Genomic DNA, 18,969 nt, shown 5'->3' with positions numbered 1-18,969 from the left:
GGTGCCGATTCCGGTACCCGGGCGCACAGCTGTATCCGGACATGGCCAGGTCCGTGTCTGTAACCCGCATCGCTAAGCGCGAATCTGATGAAGGTGACACCGTGCCCAGCCACAAGCTAGGAACCCGTGAACTGATAACTTCCCCCGGCGCCGAGGAACTCGAAGACGGCGAGCAATCGGCAGTGGTGCTCTATCCCGAGACGCTGCGCAGGCTCCCCCGGCCCGACCGTCCCGGCGCACCCGACGTACTGCGCATCGCCGTGGTCGGTGTCGGCCCGCGCGGGTTGAGCTGCTACGAGCGGATCTGCGCCAATATCGTGCGCAACGGCGATCGCTTCCGCACCGAGATCTATCTGATCGATTCGACCCGGGTCGGCACCGGATCGGTGTGGCGCACCGACCAATCCGAGCACCTGCTGATGAATACGGTGGCCTCGCAGGTGACGATATTCACCGACGACAGTGTGGCGATGGAAGGTCCCGTGGTGCCGGGGCCGAGCCTGTACGAATGGACGAGTTTCCTGGCGAAGGTCGGCAATTTCGCCGACCTGCCCGACGAGTTCTACGCGGAGGCGTGCCGCACCGCACCCAACACCTACCCCACCCGCGCCATCTACGGCTACTACCTGCGCTGGGCCTACGAGCACATCCGTGATCGATACGCCGGCTGGGTGCGCACCTACGAGATCACCGCCACCGCAACCGATCTGCGCGATGATCCGACGGGTCGCCAAGAGCTGACGCTGGATACGGGGCAGCGCATCGACGCGCTGAACGCCGTGGTGCTCGCGCAGGGCCACGTCTCGCCACGGCAGCCGGTGGATCCGGGCTGGCCCGACGGACAGGTGCAGCGGTTGGGGCTGCTGCACATCGCCCCGGTCAACGCCGCCGATGTCGACATCGATCAGGTGCCCGAGCGGGAACCCACGATCATCCGCGGCCTCGGCCTGACCTTCTTCGACTATATGGCGCTGCTGACGGTCGGCCGGGGCGGCCGATTCGAGCAGACCGACGTGGACGGGGTGCTGGAGTACTTCCCGTCCGGGCGCGAGCCGTTGATCGTGGCGGGGTGCCGTCGCGGCGTACCGCATCACGCGCGCGGCGAGAATCAGAAGGGCATCGACGAACGCCACATTCCCACGCTGCTCGACCCGCTGCGGATCGCCGAATTACGCAGCCGGGCCGATCGTTTCGGTGACATCTCGTTCCGGCGCGACGTGTGGCCTCTGGTCGCGCGGGAGGTGGAGACGGTCTACTACTCGTTGGTGATCGACGATCAGATCAGTCCGCGCGAGCTGCGCGGTTTCCGCGCGCGCTACCTCGCGGCACCGACCGAGCAGGCGGCCGCGGCCATCCTCGACGAGTATCGGATCGCGCCGGAGCAGCGGTGGAATTGGGAGCTGCTCGGCGATCCCACCGCGGGCCGGCACTTCGGCGGTGTCGCCGAATTCCACAGCTGGCTGGTCGATTACCTGGACGCCGATGTGCGCAACGCCCGGCTCGGCAATGTGCGCGGCCCGGTCAAGGCGACCCTGGACGTGCTGCGGGACTTGCGCAACGAGGTGCGCCTGATCGTCGATCACGGTGGCATCACCGGCCAGTCGTACCGCGACGATCTCGACGGTTGGTACACGCCGTTGAACGCCTTCCTCTCGATCGGCCCGCCCACCGCGCGGATCGCCGAACTCGCGGCGCTGATCAGAGCGGGCGTCGTGCGGATCATCGGGCCGGGCATGCGCGTGCGGCTCGACGCCGAGGCGGGATGTTTCGTGACGAGTTCGCCCATGGTGGCGGGCTCGACGGTCACCGGCAGGGTGCTCATCGACGCGCGGCTGCCCGAGCCCGATCTGCGGGCCACCGGCGATGTGCTGTTGCGGAACCTGCTGCGATCGGAGGATATTCGAGGTTTCACCCTGACGAACCCCGACGGCAGCCACTATCGCACCGGAGGGCTGGAGGTGGCCCGTGACTCGCACGCGGTCCTCGACGCCGCGGGGCGGCCGCATCCGCGTCGTTTCGCGGTCGGCGTGCCCACCGAGGCCGTGCACTGGGTGACCGCGGCCGGACCGCGGCCCGGCGTGAACTCGGTGACACTGTCCGACAGCGATAGTGTCGCGCGTTCCATCCTCACCGACTACCGGACGGCGGCCGGCCCGCTGCAGCGAAAGGACTACGCCGATGGTCATAGATAAGGGATTGCTCGCCCCGGTGCGCGCGGGCGTGCCGGTGGAGTCGGTGGTGTCCGACGACGCCTGGCTGGAGGCGATGCTGGAGGTCGAGCTCGCCCTGGCCCGCGCGCAGGCGCGGCTCGGCCTGATCCCGGTGGACGCGGTCGGGCAGATCACCGCCGCGGTCGGCACCCATCGATTCGACGCGCGCGCGATCGCCACGGCCGCGCGTGGGGCGGCGAATCCGGTGGTGTCGTTCGTGCAGCAGTTGCAGCGCGTGGTCGCCGAAACCGATTCGGCCGCAGCCGATCACGTGCACTGGGGTTCGACCAGCCAGGACATCTTCGACACGGCGTCGATGCTGGTCGCGGCGCGGGCGTTGACGGCAATCATCGCCGACGTGGAGGCGAGCGTCGACTCGCTGGCCCGGCTGGCCGACCAGCACCGCGATACCGTGATCGCCGCCAGAACCCTGGGCATGCACGCGGTTCCGACGACCTTCGGTGCCCGGGTCACCACCTGGATCCAGGGTCTGCTGGCCGCGGCCGATCGGCTGCGGCGGGTCCGCGAGCACGGGCTGCCCGTCCAACTCGGCGGTGCCGCAGGGACATTCGCGTCGTACGTGGAGTGTGCCCGGCGCAGCGGCGGCGCGCTGGCCGACGCCAGTCCCGCGCAGATCTACACCCGGTTGACCGAGGAGTTCGCCGCGGAACTGTCGCTGGCACCCAGCGCGGCGCCCTGGCACAGTGTCCGGACGCCGATCGCCGATCTCGGTGCCGTGCTGGCCACCGCCTCGGGCGCGCTCGGTAAATTCGCCGTCGACGTGCTCTCCCAGGCCCGGACCGAGGTGATGGAGGTGTACGAGCCCGCCGCGGTCGGCCGCGGTGAGTCCTCGGCCATGCCGCAGAAGCGCAATCCGGTGCTCGCCACCATGATCCGGTCCGCCTCGCTGCAGGTGCCGGCGCTGGCGTCCACCCTGTTCACCGCGATGCTCGCCGAGGACGAACGCTCACCCGGCGCCTGGCATGCCGAGTGGCAACCGCTGCGGGAGTGCCTGCTGCTGGTCGGCGGCAGCGCGCATACCGCCGCCGAACTGGCCGACGGCCTGCGTGCCGACGAGGCCCGGATGAGCGAGATCCTCGCCATGAGCCACGGCCAGTTGGTCTCCGAGCGCCTGTCCATCCGCCTGACTCCGCTGCTCGGTCGCGTCCGAGCCAAGAAGGTCTTGCAAACGGCCGCCTTCGATGCCGCGGCGTCCGGTGCGTCGCTGGCCGATGTGCTGGCCGCCGATCCGACGGTCAGCGAGCGGCTCGGCGCCGAGGAGATCCACGAGTTGCTGCGTCCGCAGAACTATCTCGGTATCGCGCCCACTCTCCTGGACCAGGTGATCGAGCACCGCTGAGCGCACTGCTGCTGCCCCGCATACGTTTTCGTATGCGGGGCAGCTTTTTTGCGTTGTGCGGCAGTCGGTTCAGATAGTGAGCTGGAGGATGTCGATGCCGCGGTTGTTGTCGGCCACGTAGGCGAAACCGCGGTGCCAGTACGGCGCCCAGGCGGCGGCGTCGGCGGGACGATAGTACGCGATCTGCTTGGGGTTGGTCGGATCGCTGACGTCCAGGAACCGGGTGCCCTGCGCGTAGAACGACTGCACCAGCACCTTGTCGCGGACATCGAAGTAGTGGGCCGAACAATCCGCCGAGGCGGGGTCGCTGCCTTCCTGCCCGGCCACACCCCAGGTGCCGATTGTTTTGAGCCGGTAGGGCTTTTGCGGCGTCGACCGCCACCCTTCACCACCGTAGGACCCCTCCAGCGACGCGATCACCAGCACGCCGTCGCCCGCGCAGCCGTCGAGGAAGCTCTCCTCGGTGGCATAGATCAGGTTTCCGTTGCCCCAGTGTCCGGCGCTGCCGCCGTCCGGCGCGAAACTGCCGACCGGCCGGAAACTGTTGTGCATGAACTTGGACGGCGCGGCGGTCTCGTTGATCCCGCCGCCGGCATAGGGCACCGGATCGGTCGGCGAGGCGGGGCGGACCTTGCCGGTCACCGGGTCCTTGTGCATGCCCTCGGTCCAATATCCGCGCACGCCACCGCGGCCGGACGCCCAGGCGACACCGGCCGCGTCGATCTGGACGTCGTGCACGTAATCGGTCTTGCCGTCGTTGCGCGCCAACTCGATCGGCTGGGGAAAGACCTTCGGCTTGCGCGGATCCCGGATATCGGTGACCCAGATCGGGCGGCCACCCCATTCGGCGGGCTGGCTGTCCGCCTTGGCCGGACCGCCGGTCCACAGATACTGGCAGTCGTTGATGCAGCTGGTGGTGTGCCCCGCGGGCACCTTGACGTAGCTCAACACGGTCGGCTGCTCCGGCTTGGCCAGATCCACGATGTAGATGCCGGATTCACCCGTGCGCACGTTGCCGCTGAAGGCGCGGGGATCGCGGGAGAGGAAGACGCGCTTGCGCACGGGGTCGACCTCGGTGTCCTCGGTTTCCCACAAACCCGGCATGTCCAGTTTGCCGATCAGTTTCGGCGCCGCCGGATTCGCGGTCAGGTCATAGGTTTTCAAGCCGAATTCGCCGGAGACCACCATCACGTCCCGGTTGCCGTACTGGAGGAACTGCAACGCGATCGCGCCTTGCGCATCCGGCACATTGCCGACCGCCTTGACATTCTTCTCCGCGCCGGGGGCGCCGGTGGACCGGGCGGCCGCGGTATGCGGACCGTGCGTCTCCTCCTCCCCACAGGCCATGGCGGGCAGCGTGGTCGCGGCGAGCGCCGCGGTCACGGTGACCAAGAGCAGAGACGAGCGGAGCAACCAACGGCGCACGACTACCTCCCAGCGAGCCATGAATTCCCCATGACCGGGGATGCTCGGTCATGGGGAAGCCTCACTGTAAGTGTCGCCGTGGCGAATTCGCGATACCCACATCCCGGTACCGCAACTGGGGAACAACTTTCGCGCGGCGCGTCCCATGATGCCTGAGGCAGGTGTGTGATTCGCGCGGCGGAGGGTGAATGATGCTGGTAATTCTCGTTATACGGGTGCGTCGGGCGCTCTTCGCGCGGCGATCGACGAGGCTGGGATGGTGCGGGCCGGTCGCGGTCCTGTGTGCCGCGCTGCTGGCCGGCAGCGCCGGCTGCGCCGAAACGCGGGAGGCGTCCCGGCCCGGCGTCCTGACGGTCGGTATCGGCGAACCGGCCGACCTCATTCCCGGCGATCTGCGTGACCAGGCCGGTCGGCTACTGGCCGGCGCGTTGTGGACGCCGCTGGTGGACTACGACGCGGCCACCGGGCGGACCGTTCCCCGGGCCGCGGCGGCGATCTCGACTGCGGACCGGATGACCTGGCAGATCGACCTGCGCACCGATGGCCGCTTCCACGACGGGACGCCGGTGACCGCGAAATCCTATGTGGACACCTGGCGCACCGTGATCGAGGAGCGATGGAGCGGTGCGAGCGCGCTCACCGAGGTGTTGCGCGCCACGGAGATCAGCGCACCGAGCGAATACACTCTGCGTATCGTGCTCGACCGGCCGTTCGGCCAGGTGCCCGCCGTGCTGGCGGCGCAGGCCCTGCTTCCGTTGCCCGCGTCGGTACTGGCCTCCCGGGATTGGACCGGCTTCGCCGCACAGCCGATCGGCAACGGGCCGTTCCGGTTGGCGGGCCCGTGGCGAGCGGGATCGGGCGGACGGCTCGAGCGGGTCGAGGAAGCCGCGGGCAAGGTCCGTGCGATCGAATTCCGGGTCGGTGCGCCCGCCGAGCAGTACGACCAGGTGAAAGCAGGTGAGTTGGATCTGGTCGCCACGGTGCCCGGGGAGCGGCACGACGCCATGCAGCACGATTTCGCCGAGCGGCACGTCATGTGGCCGCTGCCGGAGGCCGACTATCTGGCATTCCCGCTGTCGGACAAGCGTTTCGAGGACGCGGCGGCGCGGTTCGCGTTCGCCATGGCGGTGGACCGCCCCGCTCTGGCTTCGGGACCGCTGGCGCGGCAGGTCGATCCCGCGAGCACGCTGTTGCCGCCCGGCGTCGCGCCCGGCGAACGGTCCGGCACCTGCCGTCCGTGCCGCCACGACGGGGCCGCGGCGAAGTCGTTACTCGGGCAGGTCTCCTTCACCGGGCCGGTCAGCATGTATTTCGGTGCCGGGCAGGAGCATTGGGCACGGTCGCTCGCCGAGCAGTGGCACACGGCGCTCGGGGTGGCGGCGACCGCGCGGCCACGGGACGAGGAGACGAGCGCGCCCGTCGACGGCCCGTTCGTGGTGTCCCGCTCGCTGCGCACGTCCAGCCCGCACGAACTCCTCAGCGCCCTGGCCCGCGTCGCCGGGTACGCCGACGACGGGTTCACCCAGCTGCTGGCCGCCGCCGATGCCGCGGACGTCACGGCGGACAGCGCTCAGCTGTATCGCCTCGCCGAGAACCAATTACTGCGCGACCTCCCGATCGCACCCCTGTGGTCCGGTCATGGCCACGCGGTCTGGGCACCGCGGGTGCACGACGTCACGGCGACCCCGCTACGTGGCATCGACCTCGCCGCGATTTCGGTGTGAGGACCCGCGCGGGCGGGCGGCTCGAAGCGTTGATCCGTCGATCGGCGTGCGGCGGCACAGCGTGCCCGGTAGCCCCGTGAGAGCCGTTGCTGCCCAACGCGGTCGGGACGTGCGCGGAGCCGACGTAGCCCGCCGTCGTGATCGGGTGTGATCCGGCCGTGATTGAGTCGTGATTGATCGATCGGCTTTTAATCGCGCCTCAACTCGCTTTTAGAATGCGGCGCACAACTCGTCGTTCGGTGCGGTGCGTCCTAGTCTCGGATCAGTGCTCGACCATCCGGTGCAACCGGGAGCCAGGCCACCGACCAATGCTGCTCGGCGGGTTCCGACAGGCGGATCCACCTCGGCGGCGACCAGCCTGATCCATTGGCGGACAGGCGATTCGGCGCGCGGCCGACCATATCGAAGGAAAGAATTTCATGGGTAAGCACAGCGCACCTCGGAAAAATCATGTCCCGGCGCAATTGGCAATTCTGTCGACGGCCACGCTGATCGGTCTCGGTATCTCGGCGCAAAGCGGCGCGGGTGCGGCCTCGGCGGATTCGACCATCACCGCGACGCACCGGACCGACGACGTGGCGCCCGCCCCGGCGAAGCGGGTGGGCGGTGCGGTCGCCCAGACCGTCAGCCACCACGGCGGGCAGGAGAGCCGCAACGCGGTGCCGCCGAAGAAGCGCAAGCCGAAGCCTGCCGCGGACAAGCCGAAGCCCGCGGCGGACAAGCCCAAGGCGGCGCCGGATCCGTTGGAGCTGTTGAACAGTGGCAGCGCCGCGCTGAGCGGACTGGCGAAGAGCTTGAACACCGGCAGCTCGGCCATCGCCCCGCTGGGCAAGGCGCTCGGCACCGGCAGCACGGCGGTTTCCGGCAGCGCGAGCAGCGGCAGTGCGGGCCTGGGCGGACTGGCTCCGCTGCTCGGCCTGCTCTCCGGCAGCGCCTGAGCCCCGGCCCAGCGAGGTCACTGCCAACGAACAACGAGAAGGCATTCGATGGGGAAGCACAGCGCACCGCGGAAGAACCGCTTTTCTCCCGCGACCATGCTCACATTGTCCACCGCTTTCGGGGTGTCGGCCTTCGCCGTCACCATCGCCGGAACCTCCAGGGCCGCAGCGGCTCCCGAATCCGGGTCGCCGGCCGAGCAGGTGATCAGCCTGACCAATGCCGCGAGGGCCGAGGCGGGCTGTTCGGACCTGAAGGCGGACAAGAAGCTCACCGCTGCCGCGCAGGCGCACACGAAAGACATGGCGGACAACGGTTTTCTCGACCACAACTCGTCGAAGGGCGATCCCGGCGACCGGATCGGCGCGGCCGGGTACCAGGCCCAGGGCTGGGCCGAGAACATCGCCGAGGGACAGACGAGTGCGTCCGAGGTCGTCGACGCGTGGATGAACAGCGAGGGGCACCGGGCGAACATCCTGGACTGCAAGCTGCAGGACATCGGGGTCGGTTATGCCAAGAGCGGTAACGGAACTCCCTACTGGACACAGGATTTCGGCACCTCGGGCGGCTCCGGCAAGGACAAGGACAAGGACAAGGACAAGGACAAGGACAAGGACAAACCCTCAGGTGGTGACAAGGACAAGCCGTCGGGTGGCGACAAGAAGCCGTCGGCTGGTGACAAGAACAAGCCCGGTAGTGACGACGAGGCACCCGGTGGCGAGGACTCGTCGACCGAAGCCGGCGACGACGGTTCCGGCGACACCAGCGGCGAAGGCTCGGACCCGTCGTCCGGCGACGAAGACGATTGGTCCGGCGAGGACAGTTCGGCCGAGGACGACACCGAGGCGTTCGAGGATCCGTGGAGCGAAGGCTCCGACGACGGCGAGCCTTCCGGTGATTCCTGGAGCGAGGAGGCCGACGATGCGACGCAGGACAGCGACGATTCGTCGTTCGACCCGTGGAGCAACGGCTTCGACGACTTCGCCGAGGACGGTGCGACGCCGGACAGCGGTGACTCGTTCGATCCCTGGAGCAACGGTTTCGACGATCTCGCCGGCGGCGGCGACGCGTACGGCGGCCTCGGCGACATCTTCGGTGAATTCGGCGACGAGTTCGGCGGCCTCGGCGATGCGCTCGGCGGGCTAGGCGCCGTGGGCGACGCCCTCGGCGGGCTCACCGCCGGCGGTGCGGGCGGGGCCTGGTAGCGCTCGGAGCCAGGCGCAGAAGGAGTTCGATATGGCGCTCTACATCACCGCGTGGTCGATGACCAGCGATACCACCCCGGAATTCGCCTCCCGTACCGCGGAGCACGACCGCAAGGCCTGGTGTCTCAGCTGGCTGCCGCACCGCATGCTCACCTTCGAGCAGGCCAGGGCGGGTATGGAATTGGACGAGCTGCTGAGCGATCCCGGCAGCGTGCACGACGGCATGGCGCTGGCCCTGGCCGACAACTGCGCGGGCCGGATCGGTCTGCTGCGCGAGCAGGCGGTGCTGCTGCTCGCGAAACGGATGGCCGCTCGATGCGCGTCGGCCGCCGTCACCAGCGCACTTTGAAGGCGCGCCGGGCGTGAAATACGGTGTCCTCACGACGGCTGAGCGAACGTGAGCTGGGAGGACACATGCCGGGCAGGCACGAAGGCACCTCGTTGACCGGGGCCGAGGCGCTGGACCGCCTGGACGCGCTCTATCAGGGGTCGGTCGGCGCGCTGCGAACCGCGCTACGGGACTTCGTAGAGAACGGCACCCTGCCCGACCTGGCCGCCCGTGCCGCCGGCGCGTTCGCCTACCCGGAACTGCGCATCAGCTGGGACGGTGACGCCGCGCCGAAGAACCGCTCCCGTGCGTGGGGGCGGTTCACCAGGCCGGGCAGCTACGCCACCACCGTCACCCGGCCCGACCTGCTGCGCCACTATCTGTCGGAGCAGTTGGCGATGATCGAACACGACTACGACGTGCGCGTCGAGGTGTCGCCGTCGCGCCAGGACATCCCGTTCCCGTACGTGATCGATCGCGCCGACCTCGCGCTGGATCGTTCGATGGCCGCGGCGCTGGCGAAATATTTCCCCACCACCGATCTGGCCACGATCGGTGACGAAACCGCGGACGGCATTCTCGATCCCGCCGACACCTTCCCACTCAGTCATTTCGACGCGTTGCGCACCGACTTCTCGCTGGCCCGGTTGCAGCACTACACGGGTACGCCCGCCGAGCATTTCCAGTCGTTCGTCCTGTTCACCAATTACTCGCGCTATGTCGACGAGTTCGTGCGCTGGGCCGGCGAGCAGATCGCCGATCCGGACGGCCCCTACGACCGTCTCTCCTGCGCGGGCGGCACCGTGATCAGCGCGGAGACCGCGGGCGTCGGGCTGATCTCCGATCTGGCGTGGAAGAAACATCAAATGCCCGCCTGGCATCTCACCGCACCCGGGCGGCGCGGTATCACCCTGGTGAACATCGGTGTCGGCCCGTCGAACGCGAAGACCATCTGCGATCACCTCGCGGTGCTGCGCCCGCACGCCTGGCTGATGATCGGCCACTGCGGCGGCCTGCGCGAGAGCCAGGCGATCGGCGACTATGTGCTCGCGCACGCCTATCTGCGCGACGACCATGTGCTGGATTCCGTACTGCCGCCGGATATTCCGATTCCCAGCATCGCGGAGGTGCAGCGGGCGCTGTACGACGCGACCAAGACGGTGAGCGGCATGCCGGGCGAAGCGGTGAAGCAGCGGTTGCGCACCGGCACCGTGGTCACCACCGACGACCGGAACTGGGAGCTGCGCTATTCGGCGTCGGCCCTGCGGTTCAACCTGAGCCGCGCGGTCGCCGTCGACATGGAAAGCGCCACCATCGCGGCGCAGGGCTATCGCTTCCGAGTGCCCTACGGCACGCTGCTGTGTGTCTCGGACAAGCCGTTGCACGGTGAGATCAAGCTGCCGGGTCAGGCGAACCGCTTCTACGAGGGCGCCATCTCCGAGCATCTCCAAATCGGCATCCGCGCAGTGGAATTCCTGCGCGCCGAGGGGGACCGGCTGCATTCCCGCAAGCTGCGCACGTTCAACGAGCCGCCGTTCCGCTAAAACCTAGCCCAGGATCCGGGTCGGGATGCGCCAGAGGGCGGTGGCGGATTCGCCGTCGGCGCTGGACTCGAAGGTGATCCACCGTCCGTCCGGCGACCAGCTCGGTGCGCCGTCGTAGTGCTCGGAGGTGGTGACGCGCACGGGCAGGCCGGTGCCGTCGGCCCGGTGCGCGAAGATCTGGGCATGCGGGGTACGCGCATGGTCGGAGGAGTACACCACCCAATTCCCGTCGGGCGAGAAGCTGGCGTCGGTGTCCTCGTCCGCGCCGGCGGTGAGCGTCGCGCGCCCCGAGCCGTCCGACGCGATGGTGACCAGGTCCCAGTCCGCGGAATCCGCATGGCGCGACTGGAATACGATCCGGTCACCGCGCGGCGACCAGTTCGGCTGACGGTTGTCGGTGTCCGTGCCCGGGCCGTCCACGAGTTCGATGGGCAGGCCGTCGGCTCGGCGCACCTTCCAGATGCTGCCGCGCGCACCGGGGCCGGTCTGGGTGTCGTTCTCCTGGAAGACAATCCATTCGCCGTCCGGGGCGAAGCTCGGTTCGGTGTAACCGCGGATGCTGTCGTGTGTGGTCACCCGCGTCGGTGCGCTGCCCGGCGCGATCGTCCAGATTTCGTCCAGATCGGTGACGTCATAGGAGAAGGTGATCAGCCCGGTCGGCTTGTTCCATGCCGCGCCGGGCAGATTCACCGCCGCTTGATCGCCTTTGCGCACCAGTACTTGCGGCGGGCCGCCGGAAGTGCGCAGCACCCGCAAACTTGCCCCGCCGAGGTTGTAGCCCGCGTCGAACTGCGTGAACACCAAGGCATTACCGTCCGGTGAAAAGGCGGCGTTCTGCGCGCTCGCCCGCCCGGCCGGCCGATACAGCAGTTCGGCTCCGTCCGGCCTGGTGACCGCGTCCCCGTGTTCGACCATGCTTTCCCGCTCCCGATTCATTCGTGCTCCGCTCTCGGTCGCGCCCACCCTGACATGCTCGCCCGGTCCACGTCGACGGCGCGGTTCGCTCATCGAAATACCCGCGCCACTTGCCGCGACGATCCACCGGAATGGGTACGAATTGCGTGGTTCGGTGATGCGGTGCGGCTATCTTCGCCGCCGGATTTCAAAGCTGAAAATGCGCTCCGGCCAACGTATGCAACTGTATGTCGCGGTATCCGCCGTGCTAACGTCGCCGCTGACCCGCTCCGCATTTCCTCGAAGGGAATCAAGAATGGCAAGGCAAATCATCGAGGCGTTGATCGACGACCTTGACGGCTCGAAGGCTGATGAAACGGTCTCGTTCGGTTTCGATGGCCGCATGTACGAAATCGACCTGTCGTATGCGAACGCGGCCAAGCTGCGTGCCCTCGTCGATCCGTGGGCGGAAAAGGCGCGCAAGACGGGTCGCGCCGGTGCGCGGGCGAGCGCCACCCCGCGGGCTCGCAGCGCCTCGGGCGACGGCCAGCTCGCCGCCATCCGGACCTGGGCCGCCGAGAACGGGCACCGGGTCTCGACACGCGGCCGGATCTCGGCCGAGGTCACCGCCGCCTACCGGGCCGCGCACGAAGCGCCGGAGGCCGCGCCGGCCGAGGCCGCCAAGGCGCCCGCGGCGAATTCGAAGAAGCCCGCGGTGCCCTCGTTCGTCGAACCCGCCAAGAAGACCGCGAAGAAGACGGGCAAGAAGGTCGCCGCAGGCGTCTAGTCCGCAGGCCGGTCGGCCGCTCGGCCCCAAAGGTGGGGCGGCTCTTCGGTTCCGGCCGGCGTTCAGGACAGGGTGGCGCTGGTGATCACGACCGGCTCGGCGGGCAGGCCATCGCGCGGCCCGCGTTCGGTCGGCGTGATACCCGCGGCGACCATGCGATCGAGGACATCCATACCGGCTATGACCTGACCCAGCACCGAGTAGTTCGCCGGAATATTGGCGAACGAATGGACGATGAAGAATTCGCTGCCATTGGTGCCGGGGCCCTGGTTGCCCATCGCCACGGTGCCGCGCGGATAGGTTTCGGTGCCGTCGACCTCGTCCGGGAACTGGTAGCCGGGCCCGCCCTTCTCCACTTCGAAGATATCGCCGCATTGCAGCACGCCGAGGCGGGCGCTGTCGGTGAGCCGCCAGCACTGACTCTGGTCGTAGAAGCGTTGTGCCACCAGACTCGTCATGTTCTGCACCGCGCACGGCGCGGCGCCCGCCCGGTTGAGCCGGAGGGTGACCGGGCCGTAGTTGAACTGGAACGTGACATCGATGGTGCCGATGCCGAGGGCGACCGGCAGTGGCGGCGCCACCGGGCGGGCGGCCGGATTGTCCGGCGCGGTCGGCGTGAACGCGCACGACACCACGGGCGGGCCGGCCGTGGCCGGGGTAGCGCCGACGACCGGGCCGATCGACGACAAGACGGCAATGGCGAGTAGAGCACCCCAACGTGACCGCATAGCAAGCAAACTAGCGGATCTCGCCGAAAAGCGTTCGCCAAAGCGGTAATCCGCCCGTGCCTGCCCGCCGGACGCGCGCAGGCATGGGCTTCGCGAGGTCAGCCGCCCGCGATCACCGGGTAGTGATCGGACAGATTGGTGTAGGTGTAGTCCTTACCCTGGCTGGTCACCGTCCAGGCCGGGCACGATTCCTTGATGACGTGGTTCCGCCACGACGACGGCTTGGCGTGGCCCTTGCGGGGCAGGACGTAGTCCAGGTCTTCGCGCGGGTCGTTCGGGTAGCGCTCGTGCGCGATCGAATTCTCCGCGGTGTCGAAGGAGTACTGATGACCGGTGCGCGAGGTCGCAGGCTCCAATCCGGCGTCGGCGAGCATCGAACCGTACTCGGCGGTGCGGGAATCGACATTCATATCGCCCGCCACCAGTACCTGCTCGGTCGCGGGGATGTTCTTTCCGTTGAGAAACGCGTCGATCTCTTTGAACTGCAAGGAACGATCGCGGGCCGCTTCGCCCGCGCCGCAGCCGGGATCGGTCGACTGCGCGTGCGTGCCGATCACATGCACTTTGCTGCCGTTCACCGAGAGCACCGCGTAAGCGAAGCCTTTGTTCGACCACCAGTCGGCGCCGCAGGCGTCGGCGAAGACGAACTGCTCTTTGCGCAGGATCGGCCACTTGCTCAGGATGGTGACGCCACCGTCCTCCGGTGTGGTGGCGGAATACTTGCCGCCCGTCGCGTCCCAGCCGTTCCTGGACCGGCCGACCACCGGCGTCTGGTGTGGATATTCACCCGCCGCAGCGGATTTCAGCGCGTCGGAGGCGCCGTTGTCGAACGCCTCCTGCAACACGACGACGTCGTTGCCGCGGAAGAAGTCGGTTTTCGGGATCTCGGCGGCGCGATGGTCCTGGCCCCAGTTGGGGTACAGGTTCTTGCTGAACAGGAAGGTGTTGTAGGTCAGCACGCGCAGTTCCGGCGTGGCCGCGGGGGCGGCCGTGGCTTGGAATGGCATCGCCATACAGGTGGTGGCGAGTGCGGCGATGATGCTCAGCCTCGTGGGCTTGGTCAGCGGCACGGCAGTTCCTCGTCTCGAAGTCGGACATAACGACCGCCATCGGATCAAGCCATGATGACTTTTTCATGACGCCATCATGATCAACTGTGTGCCGCCGGACGTCCGAGTGGCGGTGCTCAGTGAAACAACTTGAGCAGGTTCACGATCAGCCGATCTACGCCGTAGGCGAACGGGATCGCCACCCACAGCCAGGCGAAGATCAGCAGCGGAATGCGCCGGGGCAGCGTCGATTCGGTGCTTTCGGCGTCGGTCATACCGGGTCCTTCTCCGTGACGACGGCCCGCGGCTCGGCCGTGCGATGGTGTTTCGCCGCCACCGGGCGAATCAGTTCATTGGCCGCGAAACCCACGCAGAGCAGCGTGATCATGATCGCGAACGAGGTCCCGTACAGTTCGGGGCCGGTCTTGCCGTGCCGGGCACCGGAATCGGCGATGGCGTTCACGATCAGCGGTCCGGCGACACCGGCCACCGACCAGGCGGTGAGCAGCCTGCCATGGATGGCGCCCACCTGATAGGTGCCGAACAGATCCTTGAGATAGGCCGGGATGGTGGCGAACCCGCCGCCGTAGAACGACAGGATCACCATCGCGCCCAGGATGAACAGCGGCTTGCTCGTCTGGCCGACCGACCACACCATGGCGTAGGCCAGTGCGCCCACGCCGAGGTAGACGCGGTACATATTCTTCCGGCCGATCACGTCCGACAGCGAGGACCAGCCGATCCGCCCCGCCATATTGGCCGCGGACAGCACCGCGACGAAACCCGCTGCCGCGGTGACGGTGACCGGCGTCGAGGTCTGCGCGAAGAAGTCGAGCACCATCGGCGCCGCCTTCTCCAGGATGCCGATCCCCGCGGTCACGTTGCAGCACAGCACGATCCACAGCAGCCAGAACTGCGGCGTGCGGATGGCGACATCGGCTTCGACGTCGTGGTCGCTGACCAGCCGCCCGGCCTTTTTCGACGGCGCCCACCCCGCCGGACGCCAGCCCGGCGGCGGAACGCGGACGAGCAGCACGCCCACCGACATGAACACGGCGTAGGTCAGGCCCATCACCAGAAAGGTTTTCGCGATCCCCGCATCGTCCTTGCCGAAACTCGACAGCAGTTGGGTGGTCCACGGCGAGGCGATCAACGCGCCGCCGCCGAAGCCCATGATGGCGAAACCCGTAGCCATGCCCGGCCGGTCGGGAAACCACTTGATCAGCGTCGACACCGGCGAGATGTAGCCGATGCCGAGCCCGATGCCGCCGACGAAACCGTAGCCGAAAACGATGAGCCAGTACGCTCCGGTCGCCGCGCCGAGGGCCGAGATCAGCAGTCCGGAGCAGAAGCACACCAGCGAGACCGTCATCGCCCAGCGCGGCCCGCGGCGTTCGACGAGGGTGCCGCCGAAGGCCGCGGACAGGCCGAGCATGACGATGGCGATCTGGAACGGCAGCGCGCTGCCGGTGCCCGAGACGTCCATCGCCTTTTCCAGCGGCGGTTTGAATACGCTCCACGCGTAGGCCTGCCCGATGGCCAGATGGATGGACAATGCCGCCGGCGGCACCAGCCAGCGACTCCAGCCCGGTGGGGCGATGACACGGGCGTACCCGGTGGTGCCGGCGTCGGCGACTGCGGTCATGCGGCGATCTCCACTCTCAATTCTGTGGCGATCATATGGTTTGCGAACGTTCGTGTCGGCCGTTCCGCGCCAACACTCGTCCGATGGTCCGCTGACCGGACCGCGGGGCCGTGCCCAGCGGACCGGGGCCCGGCCGCCCACGCACCCACGGCGGCGAAAACTGACAGAATCGATGGGGAACCGCGCGCCGGCTCAGAGCGGAACGCGGATTGTGCTGGTGGAGGGGGCTGTTCATGCCGGAACGCGATCTCCTGTCGGAGGCCTTCGTCGAAGCGGCGCGACACCAAGGGTTTTCCTGCCGGATCCTGTCCGCCGATCACATCGTGTTGCACGGCGGGCGCGGGCGGTTCGAGACGTCGCTGGCCAACCTGCGCCGCGTGGCCGCCGGTGAGCCGCAAGCGAACTGGTTCGCACTGGCCGCCGATCATCTCGCCACCGGCATCGCCACCCTCGAACTGGCCACGCACGACGGCGTGGACAGCTTCGCGGCGGTGCGCGACTCGATCCGAACCCGGCTGTACCCCAGCACGATGCGCGCCGAGGACGCGGTGCGCCGGATGGTCGCGCCGGGGCTGGTGCAGCGCGTCGTCCTCGATCGCGCGCACACCGTCGCACAGGTCACCCACGAAATGCGCCGGGAGTGGCAGGTCGGTGAGTACGATCTGTTCGCGCTGGCCGAACGCAATGTCCGCGCCGACGGCCCGCTGGAGGTCACGGTGCACGAGTTCGACGACCCGCTCGCCGAGGGGTTACCGCTGTCGCTGCTGTCGGGCTCGGAGTACGCGACGGCGCATGTCCGCTGGCTCGGCGACTACCCGGTGACCGGGACCGCGGGCGCGCTGGTGATCCTGCCCGCCAAACAGCACATGTACGCCTACCCGATCAACGATCTCGAGGTGCTGCGGGCCGGGGCCGTGCTGGCCCAGCTCGCCGTCAACGGTTTCGCGGAACAACCCTGGCCGGTCAGCCAATCGATCTACCGCTGGTACGAAGGACACCTTTCGCTCGCCATCACCACCCGCTGCACCGAGAGCAGCCTGGCGTTGATCGCCTCGGACAACTTCGAGCAGCTGCTCGGCACGCTGCCGGAGTAGGAGCACCGCCGATCGAGAGGAAATTGCGTCATGGCACACCCCGAGAGTCCGGCCGCAGCACTGCCCTCCGCACCGCTCGATCCCGGCCGGTCCCGCGATATCCGGCGCGAACTGTTGCTCATGCGCGCCTTTCAGAGCCGCCTCGCGGGTCCGCTGCTGCGTCGCTTCGCCGACCCGCAGCGGATCCTGGAGACCGGGATGGGGTTCTGGTCGTCTCGGGTGGTTCGCCAAGGCGTTCGCGGCCGTCCCGCCCGGCGGTGCGCTGCTCGTCTACGACGCGATGACCGATCCCCGCCGCCGTGACAACATGATCAGCCACCTGTCCAGCCTGAACATCATGCTGGAGATGCGCGAAGGCTTCGAGGCGACCACCACGCAGTGCGCGGACTGGTTCCGCGACGCGGGCTTCGTCCGGATCGAGCAGCGGCAGCTGATCGGTCCCACGTCGATGGTGCTCGGCCGCAAACCGGGCCGGCTGCCGAAATGACGCGGTGGGCGACGCGGTCTGCGCGTCGCCCACCGCTCGGTGGCCTGGTTGCGGATCAGTGCGGAACCGGGGTGACCTGGATCGGCGGCACGGTCGCCACACAGTCGGTCGAGCCGGTGGTGCCGGTGCGGACGAAGTGGTCGACGATGCCGACGACGCAGCCACTGGGCTCCAGGTCCGGGATGTGGCCGGTGTTGGGGACGGAGAGGAACGTCGCGCGCGGGAACATGGCGGCTACTCGCTGTCCGTTCGCGTCGGGGGTGATGGCGTCGAGGTCGCCCGACAGCACCAGCACCGGCACGTCCGGGAGTGCGCCAGCGGCCGGGGCGGTGTGTGCGCTGGTGACGGCGGGCCAGCGCAGGCAGGCGTCGCCGCCGTCGCGCATACCCCCGCTGAAGCCGGCCGCGCTGAAAGCACCGGTGCGTCCCGCGGCCTCGACACTGCGCCGGTACTGCAGATCGCGCTCGGGCAGCGACGCGTGCCGCGACCAGAGCGTGGAATAGTCGTTGCACGCCACGGTGAGGAACAGGTCGATGTTCTCCGTGGTCGGCTCGCCGCCGGCGCGAGCGGCGAACTGCCGCAACGGCGTATCGTCATCCTGCACGGCCGCGTGCAGCGCGGCCGGCAACGTGCCGAGCGGGGTCAGCTCCGCCGGATTCGCACCGAGATTGCTGGTGCCCACCTCGAAAGCCAGTGTGGCCAGCTTGCTTTCGTCGAGTCGCCACGGTGTCGGGCCGTCGATCGTCAACGGGTGCGTGGCCAGACGCTGCGTCACCGTGGTCAGATCGGCGACGGCGGTCGCACCGTCACAGGCCCGGCTGCGGTCGCAGATCCGTTGCAGCGCAAGCGACAGCGCCTCGGCGTTGGGCCGCGACAGCGGGTCGGCGTCGGGCGGGTACGCGCCGGTCAACACCATGGACTGCACGCTGCCGGGGTGGCGCTCGGCGTAGATCGGCATCAGGTAGGTGCCGTACGAGATGCCGTAGAGCACCAGCTTCGGAATACCGAGCCGGGCCCGGACGGCGTCGAAGTCGTCCGCGGTGGCCGCCGAGGTGTAGCCGGCGGCGCGTGAGCCGAGCTGTTCGGCGCACCGGGCCACCATCTGCTGCTGCTGGTCACGGGTGCCGAGCTGGTAGCCCGCCTCGTCCGCGCCGCAGTCCAACGGGCTGGACAGCCCGGTGCCGCGCGGATCTACGAGCAGCAGATCGTGGTCCTCGAGCATCAGCGCGGACAACTGGGCCGCCTGTTCGGCGTGCGCGATCAGCGGCACACCCGGCCCACCGGGATTCGGTGCGATGGTGCCCGCCGCGGGCGCGTCCAGTTTGCTGCGCCGGATGAGCGCGTAACTCACTGCGACAGTGCCTGATTCAGGCTGATCCGCGATCAGTGGCCGGGACTGCACCCCGCACTCGACCTGATGGCCCGGCACGGTCGGGCACCAGTCCGGTCCGGGTGGGGCGGCGCCGTCGGCGCACGCCGTGATCATGGTCGCCGCGGCGAGGGCCGCCAGCACACTCGCGACTGCCCGCATACTCTTGCGCATCGTCGAAATC

At 68.4% G+C, this 18,969-nt stretch carries 18 protein-coding genes; 11 read left to right on the top strand and 7 right to left on the bottom strand.

Going from position 1 to position 18,969, the window contains the following annotated elements:
• Positions 1–101 precede the first annotated feature (101 nt).
• Both O3I_RS33345 and O3I_RS33340 read left to right on the top strand, forming a co-directional pair.
• Positions 102–2,192, top strand: coding sequence for an FAD/NAD(P)-binding protein (locus O3I_RS33345; RefSeq protein WP_014987438.1), 2,091 nt, complete (start codon positions 102–104; stop codon positions 2,190–2,192).
• On the top strand, positions 2,179–3,570 hold the full coding sequence (locus O3I_RS33340) for a class-II fumarase/aspartase family protein (RefSeq protein ID WP_041563026.1): 1,392 nt from the start codon (positions 2,179–2,181) through the stop codon (positions 3,568–3,570). Before O3I_RS33345 ends, O3I_RS33340 begins: the two co-directional genes overlap by 14 nt.
• A 69-nt stretch (positions 3,571–3,639) precedes the next feature.
• On the opposite strand, the gene O3I_RS33335 is transcribed toward O3I_RS33340, so the two are convergent.
• Positions 3,640–5,016, bottom strand: coding sequence for an LVIVD repeat-containing protein (locus O3I_RS33335; RefSeq protein WP_202804895.1), 1,377 nt, complete (start codon positions 5,014–5,016; stop codon positions 3,640–3,642).
• A gap of 167 nt (positions 5,017–5,183) precedes the next feature.
• Here O3I_RS33335 and O3I_RS33330 point away from each other — a divergent pair, with 167 nt between their 5' ends.
• From O3I_RS33330 to O3I_RS33310, 5 genes are all read left to right on the top strand, one after another.
• Positions 5,184–6,719: a peptide ABC transporter substrate-binding protein gene (locus O3I_RS33330; protein ID WP_014987435.1), complete on the top strand. Its 1,536-nt coding sequence runs from the start codon at positions 5,184–5,186 to the stop codon at positions 6,717–6,719.
• 419 nt (positions 6,720–7,138) lie between these two features.
• Complete coding sequence (locus O3I_RS33325) at positions 7,139–7,657, top strand: hypothetical protein (protein WP_014987434.1); 519 nt, start codon at positions 7,139–7,141, stop codon at positions 7,655–7,657.
• Between the two features lie 48 nt (positions 7,658–7,705).
• The gene (locus O3I_RS43155) at positions 7,706–8,860 is read left to right on the top strand and encodes a CAP domain-containing protein (RefSeq protein ID WP_014987433.1); all 1,155 of its coding nucleotides are present in this window, start codon (positions 7,706–7,708) and stop codon (positions 8,858–8,860) included.
• 31 nt (positions 8,861–8,891) lie between these two features.
• Positions 8,892–9,209 (top strand): hypothetical protein, encoded by a 318-nt coding sequence (locus O3I_RS33315; RefSeq protein WP_014987432.1) that lies wholly within the window; start codon positions 8,892–8,894, stop codon positions 9,207–9,209.
• 65 nt (positions 9,210–9,274) lie between these two features.
• Positions 9,275–10,732: an AMP nucleosidase gene (locus O3I_RS33310; RefSeq protein ID WP_014987431.1), complete on the top strand. Its 1,458-nt coding sequence runs from the start codon at positions 9,275–9,277 to the stop codon at positions 10,730–10,732.
• A gap of 3 nt (positions 10,733–10,735) precedes the next feature.
• On the opposite strand, the gene O3I_RS33305 is transcribed toward O3I_RS33310, so the two are convergent.
• Entirely contained in the window at positions 10,736–11,668 is a 933-nt protein-coding gene (locus tag O3I_RS33305; protein ID WP_014987430.1) for a TolB family protein, read from the bottom strand.
• Between the two features lie 274 nt (positions 11,669–11,942).
• Between O3I_RS33305 and O3I_RS33300 the strand changes: the two genes are divergently transcribed.
• Complete coding sequence (locus O3I_RS33300) at positions 11,943–12,413, top strand: histone-like nucleoid-structuring protein Lsr2 (RefSeq protein ID WP_014987429.1); 471 nt, start codon at positions 11,943–11,945, stop codon at positions 12,411–12,413.
• Between the two features lie 62 nt (positions 12,414–12,475).
• On the opposite strand, the gene O3I_RS33295 is transcribed toward O3I_RS33300, so the two are convergent.
• From O3I_RS33295 to O3I_RS33285, 4 genes are all read right to left on the bottom strand, one after another.
• Positions 12,476–13,141, bottom strand: a complete 666-nt coding sequence (locus O3I_RS33295; RefSeq protein WP_041563025.1) for a peptidylprolyl isomerase — start codon at positions 13,139–13,141, stop codon at positions 12,476–12,478.
• Positions 13,142–13,239: 98 nt separating this feature from the next.
• Positions 13,240–14,211 carry a sphingomyelin phosphodiesterase gene (gene sph, locus O3I_RS33290; protein ID WP_014987427.1) on the bottom strand — a complete coding sequence of 324 codons (972 nt, stop codon included), beginning with the start codon at positions 14,209–14,211 and terminating at the stop codon, positions 13,240–13,242.
• A 116-nt stretch (positions 14,212–14,327) separates the two neighbouring features.
• Positions 14,328–14,465: an MFS transporter small subunit gene (locus O3I_RS45760; protein WP_014987426.1), complete on the bottom strand. Its 138-nt coding sequence runs from the start codon at positions 14,463–14,465 to the stop codon at positions 14,328–14,330.
• On the bottom strand, positions 14,462–15,835 hold the full coding sequence (locus O3I_RS33285) for an L-lactate MFS transporter (protein ID WP_014987425.1): 1,374 nt from the start codon (positions 15,833–15,835) through the stop codon (positions 14,462–14,464). Before O3I_RS33285 ends, O3I_RS45760 begins: the two co-directional genes overlap by 4 nt.
• Before the next feature lie 233 nt (positions 15,836–16,068).
• Between O3I_RS33285 and O3I_RS33280 the strand changes: the two genes are divergently transcribed.
• From O3I_RS33280 to O3I_RS33275, 3 genes are read left to right on the top strand one after another with little or no spacing between them, the layout of a single operon-like run.
• Positions 16,069–16,929 (top strand): hypothetical protein, encoded by an 861-nt coding sequence (locus O3I_RS33280; RefSeq protein WP_014987424.1) that lies wholly within the window; start codon positions 16,069–16,071, stop codon positions 16,927–16,929.
• A gap of 30 nt (positions 16,930–16,959) precedes the next feature.
• On the top strand, positions 16,960–17,232 hold the full coding sequence (locus O3I_RS45115; protein WP_141691888.1) for a hypothetical protein: 273 nt from the start codon (positions 16,960–16,962) through the stop codon (positions 17,230–17,232).
• Positions 17,210–17,416, top strand: a complete 207-nt coding sequence (locus tag O3I_RS33275) for a hypothetical protein (RefSeq protein WP_014987423.1) — start codon at positions 17,210–17,212, stop codon at positions 17,414–17,416. Before O3I_RS45115 ends, O3I_RS33275 begins: the two co-directional genes overlap by 23 nt.
• A gap of 55 nt (positions 17,417–17,471) precedes the next feature.
• Here the strand turns inward: O3I_RS33275 and O3I_RS33270 are convergent, their stop codons facing one another.
• Positions 17,472–18,959 carry an alpha/beta fold hydrolase gene (locus tag O3I_RS33270; protein WP_014987422.1) on the bottom strand — a complete coding sequence of 496 codons (1,488 nt, stop codon included), beginning with the start codon at positions 18,957–18,959 and terminating at the stop codon, positions 17,472–17,474.
• Between the last annotated feature and the right edge of the window lie 10 nt (positions 18,960–18,969).

Origin of the sequence: Nocardia brasiliensis ATCC 700358 (assembly GCF_000250675.2) — a bacterium.
Lineage (GTDB): Bacteria > Actinomycetota > Actinomycetes > Mycobacteriales > Mycobacteriaceae > Nocardia > Nocardia brasiliensis_B.
Note: the sequence above shows the minus strand (reverse complement) of the source record. Positions and strands in the feature narration are given on the sequence as shown.